Origin of the sequence: Streptomyces sp. SID14478, assembly GCF_010548525.1 — a bacterium.
Classification (GTDB): domain Bacteria; phylum Actinomycetota; class Actinomycetes; order Streptomycetales; family Streptomycetaceae; genus Streptomyces.
Window position 1 is genome coordinate 1 of the sequence record NZ_JAAGMG010000589.1, and the last position, 273, is coordinate 273.

Genomic DNA, 273 nt, shown 5'->3' on the forward strand with positions numbered 1-273 from the left:
TCGGGGCTGCTGCCCCGGGACGCCGGCCAGGCCCTCGGGGACGCGACCCTGCTCCATGAACAACGCGTGCGCACGGGCAAGGCGCTGATCGTCGCGGGACGGCCGGACGAGGCCCTCGACATCCTCGACAGGACCTCGTCGCCCGACGCCGAAGTGCCGCTCGTCCTACGGGCGGAGGCGGCCGAGTGGCGGGCCCGCGCCCACCGCCTGCTGGGCCGCTACGCCCTCGCCGAGTCGCTGCTGGAAGCGGTGCGACCGGACGTGGCCGGCGAA

Annotated in this window: 1 protein-coding gene; it reads left to right on the forward strand. The window is 75.8% G+C overall.

Annotation, left to right across the window (positions count from 1 at the left end; translation table 11 throughout):
* Positions 1-273 (forward strand): hypothetical protein (locus G3I40_RS18940; RefSeq protein ID WP_203644372.1); only part of this gene is annotated, 273 nt, incomplete at both ends.